The organism is Pseudoalteromonas sp. PAST1, assembly GCF_021532515.1.
GTDB classification, from domain to species: Bacteria; Pseudomonadota; Gammaproteobacteria; order Enterobacterales; family Alteromonadaceae; genus Pseudoalteromonas; species Pseudoalteromonas simplex.
Map to the genome: position 1 here is coordinate 1 of NZ_JAKGBH010000101.1, position 4,888 is coordinate 4,888.

The following is a 4,888-nucleotide window of genomic DNA, read 5'->3' on the forward strand; positions in this document are numbered from 1 at the left end:
TGCTTTATAAGTTGCTGGGTACCAATTAGGTGCCTTCGTGAAGGCTTGAGCCGTATGCAGTGAAAGTTGCACGTACGGTTCTTAGGAGGGCGACACTTGGTAACAGGTGTCGTCTATCCGACAGAAATGTGTTACGCCTGAAAATCTGTTATTGGCACAAACCGGCTATTCAATGTCTGATTTAATACACTCTATAAATCAAACCTGGCAGTTCAAGTTAAAACTTATTCAAAAATAGCTGTTCAAAAATAGCTAACCTTAAAAGCTGTAACCTAGTACTTGTGAGCAAACTGGGTCTATTTTTAAAGGTTTTACTTTCGCACTCTCTAATTGGGTTTATAAATCAAACACACTGGGTAGCTTATTAACTTCTTCGTAAGTGTGACCTAAAATAATTTGGCCTGATGAGCGTCTGTTACCCAAATCTAACCATATTGGTGATTTTTCCACGATTATTAGCAAAAAACGTCTCATATCAGCACTAACCTTGGCTTTATCTATACAAACATCAACAGGATAAAATCTTTGCCTACTGACATTTGATTCACTAACTTTATCATCGCTATGCACACTGATGTCTAAGTGAACTTAATGATTGGTTACCTTTCGCAGTAAATAATCAAGCTGAAAACATTCTGATAAAAACGCAGATCTTGTACTACCCGCACCTATAACTTATACATTTAATGGTTTAGAAATCCATTTTGATGGGATTCCAAATGTGTTCATTTTTTTAATTCTTTAATGTGTCCGGACATACAATGAGAGTTTTTCATCATCAATTTGAATGTGAAAATTTCACAAACGTATAAATCGATTCAATTCTCGCATTGTTAAAACTTCCTTTGATTTAGGGTTTTTTGTGGTTTACGCGAATGAAGTTTGGGGCCAGTACAATTTTCTCAACATCATTCATGAATTGATATGATCTTTTTAGGTAACGTTGTATTTCCTTGGGTCGTTGATTACTTAGCAAAGCAAGCCAATTAACCTATTTGGTTCTTATTGTTTATCTTTTTCAAACCAAAAAGAAAGGCAGATAATTGAAAACTTTACCTAGGAGTCATTTAGTAATTTCGTTGTAAATTCTCACACGATGAGTAGTTACTTCTTTTTAAGTATCAAAAATGGTTTTTAATTTGATTTGTGAGAGCTAAGAATAAACATTAAGGATAATGATGGTTAAATATATAGGTTAGATCTTTAGGTTAGTGCTGTGGATTGTGATTTTAAGCTGTTGATTATAAAAGATAATAAAAAATAAATGAGATCGCAGTTACACGTTATTTAGATCGCAATTGCACGTTACTTAGATCGCAAGCACACGTTATTAGTACTCATATTGATATTATTATCAACAGGTTATAAAGGGCTGCTTGTAAAATATCCACAAAGATATTGCTCAAGATCGCATTTACACTTTATTTTATTCACAATCACAGTTTGTTTTTTATTCGAAATGGTTGAAAATAGGCCTAATTACTATACCAGATCGCAATTGCACGCTTCTCAGATCGCAATTACACCTTTTTTTAGTGGGTTATTCACAGCCCCCTGAATACATACTACAGAAGTTTAGTGAATTTTCATTTGAAAATAGTTTTTTTTCGCCCGTTACCTTTAATTAAGCGTGATATAATTCTGTAAGCCCTTGAAATATAAGTGTTTTATTTTTCAGATCGGTTTTACACTTTATTTTGTAATTTCTCTGTCCTTTTTAGAGCAAATTCTTCCGATTTATTTTTGACCAATAGTTTTAAGTTCACATCGGGTACACAGAAGTAAGTTGATGAAATAATAAACTGAAAATAAATCTCAGACCCTAATTACACGTTATTCAGTAGTTATGTAGCTTCTCAGATCGCATTTACACTTTATTTTATGAGCTAAATTTTTGTGTCAGATCGCATTTACACGTTATTTTATGACTTCATATTTCATCCCAGATCGCATTTACACGTTATTCTATGGCCTCAAATTTCATCCCAGATCGCATTTACACGTTATTTTTCGGCCTCAATTTCTATCCCAGATCGTAATTACACGCTATTTTATGGGCTCAATTATAGTGTCAGATCGCATTTACACGTTATTTTATGGCCTCAAATTTCATCTCAGATCGCAATTACACCTTAATCAAATAGGTAGGTTTTGAACTCAGATCGCAGTTACACGTTATTCATACTGTTACTCAAACGACCAGATCGCAATTACACGTTATTTTTAATAGGTTAATTAGGTAGTCAGATCACAGTTACACTCTATTATCGTAATGATTATAAAGAGTTTTTTAATAATGGTGCATTTTGCTGTGTTATTTATATAGCGATTTGATATATTTGAAATTCAAGTATGCGGGAATTTCGGTATGAGCAAAAACAAACTTACAATAAATAATTTGCCAGAGACTATCAGCACCAAAGGGTTAGTAGTTCAGGAAGCCGCTGAGGTTGAGCAGCTTAAACTCTTTACTGATGTGCATTTTGAAGGTTTGAAATCTAATTCGTTATCAAATACCTTTCCCCTATACGATTTATGGTCTCGTTTTGTAAGAGTTAAAACTACCATATACCCAATTAGACAAGCACCAGAAAGGCTCGTTAATTCTCGGTCTATTTCTGATAAGTTGGATGGTGTTGAATACACCGGTGAATTACAAATCTCACCAGCTGTAATCAAAGGTAAAGAAACAGACTATGTTGCTTGGCCATCTGACCGCGAAGAAAAAGTGGAGAGGGCATTAATTTCTCTTGCTACGAAAGGCAATATTTCTAAGATTAATAACGCAAGCGGCACTCGTTACGCCATTCATTTTAAAATGAATGAACTAAATGCAGAGCTTAAGTCAGTTAATCAATCACTATCTTATCCAGATTTAAAGGAAGCGCTACTAATCCTGTCTGGTAGTCAACTGTCTTTTAACTACAGCACCAACTCAAATGGTGAAGTAGAAACAAATGAAGCAAAAATGCCTTATCTGGGATCAATTCATTTTTCTGGTAAAAAAGGGCCAAGCACTCAGAGATGCATTGTATTTCTTAATGAGTACATGGCTCAGCAAATTGAAACTGTATCTTATAAAGGATATTACTTTAACCAGGCGCAACAATTTAAGAGAACCTTATCTAGTTGGCTTACAACCAGACTTTATACATTGTTTAGATACGCCAGCCCCGAAAAGACGTATCACTTCATGCTTGTAAGAATAATGATTAAGTTTGGCTCTATTGAGTCAGAAGACATCACTGAAAATCGCTTAATCGCTATTCGCAGAAATATGACTTCAACAATGAAAGACCTTATTAATGCTGGCATTTTAGAGAAGTATGATATAGCTGCTGTAAAAGACGATGAAGGTAAGGTTATCGATTACAAGTACACGTTATACCCAACAGAAGGGTTCTGTGATGAAATTGTGTCGCTCAACAAACACGCTAAAAAAATTAGAATCAAAAGCAATACGACGGAAGAAGTTGTTGAAACTCTTTTAATCGAGCAGTAAGGGGCAGTACATATATTGGTTATGGGGACTGCACTGTTAAAGTTGAACAGTGCAGTGGATTAAAGCCAATTTTACATATCAAGTATTTCAGATTCTTTAATCAAAGCTTTTGAATAACCATACTTTTTAAGCAATTGTTTTACCTCATCTATGTAACCTTGCGAAGCAAATGGCGAAATGTACACTTCTTGAATAAGCTCATTAACATCAATCTTCACGCTCTTGCCTTGAATGAAATTAACAGTTTGATCCAAGCTCTTCTCAGGAGGTGAATCATTCAATATGAAAAGCCTTAGCTCTTTTTCAAAATCATAAAATGGTTTTTTCGTTGTTATTAGTGATAGCCTTGATAGGCTATCATCGCAAAGGTGTTTTTTATATTTAACTTTACCCATATAAAATGGCTCTGGGTTACTGTCTTGCCCGTTAATCACTGAGCGTTTAAGTTTGCTCACCGACGTTTTAACGGCAACCCCATTCGCCTCACCTGAAAGATAAATCTTCCATAAAGCGTATGACTCATGTGGAGTTAATGACCAGCAGTTGATAAAGACACAGTTTTTCTTAGGATTGGTGTTCCAAAAAAAGCTTCCAATTCACCGTTAAGATTGTTCCCACTAATACCATCATTAATTAGATCATCTCTTTCTTTGTTTTTAACACTTTCAGGTATAGATACTTCATATTGATCTGAGAGTGCATTAGCGTTTGGAAAAAACAAAGTGGAATTTATGAGTAACTGTTCAAATTTCCAAGTACTCATATACCGCCAAACAGATGAATTACCATGAGGTATTTCTAGAGCATCGTCATTTTGTAAAATCATCTTCAACCTCCATTTTCAAGCGCTCAAAGACCCAAACTAGCTGCTCGGTTAAAATTCTGCACAGCAAATTCAGCACTAATGTTGTCGAAGTTTTTCAAATAAGAGTCCAGTGCAAATAGACCTATACGTACTGCTTCATTCATAGGAATAGGTACTCCACAAAGCTTTTTACCTTTTTGTGATACTTGCAGAAACAATTTCCCTTCTTGGTATTGAACCTTTAATGATTTGTCATTCTTAGCTCCGTAATGCTTTAACTCAATACTTTCCTTAATGAATAAAAATGCGCATAGAAATTCAATCAAACCTAGCTGAGTAAGCTGAATGGAAATTTTATTTTTCCAGTCATAACGTTTATTTTCTCCAGAAGCTGCCTCAATTCGAATAGTAATTACCCCTTTCCTTGTTATATCTGCTTTAAATTCGACAGCAGCCCCCGAATTCAGATAATAAGTGCACCACTCATGGTTAAACGGTGAGAAGAGATCAACTGCCTGTTGGTGGTACTCTATCGTCGCCAAACAAACAGAAGCATTTACCATGAGTTACAAGCAGTTGAT

General features: G+C 35.0%; 5 protein-coding genes. 1 reads left to right on the forward strand and 4 read right to left on the reverse strand.

What is annotated here, in order from left to right; translation table 11 throughout:
- Window positions 1–336 precede the first annotated feature (336 nt).
- A complete protein-coding gene (locus L1272_RS22545) occupies window positions 337–570 on the reverse strand; it encodes a hypothetical protein (RefSeq protein ID WP_235374336.1) in 234 nt (77 codons plus the stop codon).
- A gap of 1,798 nt (window positions 571–2,368) precedes the next feature.
- Here L1272_RS22545 and L1272_RS22550 point away from each other — a divergent pair.
- Entirely contained in the window at window positions 2,369–3,502 is a 1,134-nt protein-coding gene (locus tag L1272_RS22550; RefSeq protein WP_063530040.1) for a hypothetical protein, read from the forward strand.
- Between the two features lie 71 nt (window positions 3,503–3,573).
- On the opposite strand, the gene L1272_RS22555 is transcribed toward L1272_RS22550, so the two are convergent.
- The 3 genes from L1272_RS22555 to L1272_RS22565 all read right to left on the reverse strand — a co-directional run bounded on the left by L1272_RS22555 (window position 3,574) and on the right by L1272_RS22565 (window position 4,870).
- Window positions 3,574–3,957 (reverse strand): hypothetical protein, encoded by a 384-nt coding sequence (locus L1272_RS22555; RefSeq protein WP_063530039.1) that lies wholly within the window; start codon window positions 3,955–3,957, stop codon window positions 3,574–3,576.
- Window positions 3,958–4,031: 74 nt separating this feature from the next.
- The gene (locus L1272_RS22560; protein ID WP_063530038.1) at window positions 4,032–4,328 is read right to left on the reverse strand and encodes a hypothetical protein; all 297 of its coding nucleotides are present in this window, start codon (window positions 4,326–4,328) and stop codon (window positions 4,032–4,034) included.
- A gap of 23 nt (window positions 4,329–4,351) precedes the next feature.
- Complete coding sequence (locus L1272_RS22565) at window positions 4,352–4,870, reverse strand: hypothetical protein (RefSeq protein ID WP_063530037.1); 519 nt, start codon at window positions 4,868–4,870, stop codon at window positions 4,352–4,354.
- Window positions 4,871–4,888 lie beyond the last annotated feature (18 nt).

Coding starts and splice junctions, on each gene's coding strand:
- L1272_RS22560 (WP_063530038.1), bottom strand. CDS start 4,328: ATGATTTTACAAAATGACGATGCTCTAGAAATACCTCATGGTAATTCA.
- L1272_RS22550 (WP_063530040.1), top strand. CDS start 2,369: ATGAGCAAAAACAAACTTACAATAAATAATTTGCCAGAGACTATCAGC.
- L1272_RS22565 (WP_063530037.1), bottom strand. CDS start 4,870: ATGGTAAATGCTTCTGTTTGTTTGGCGACGATAGAGTACCACCAACAG.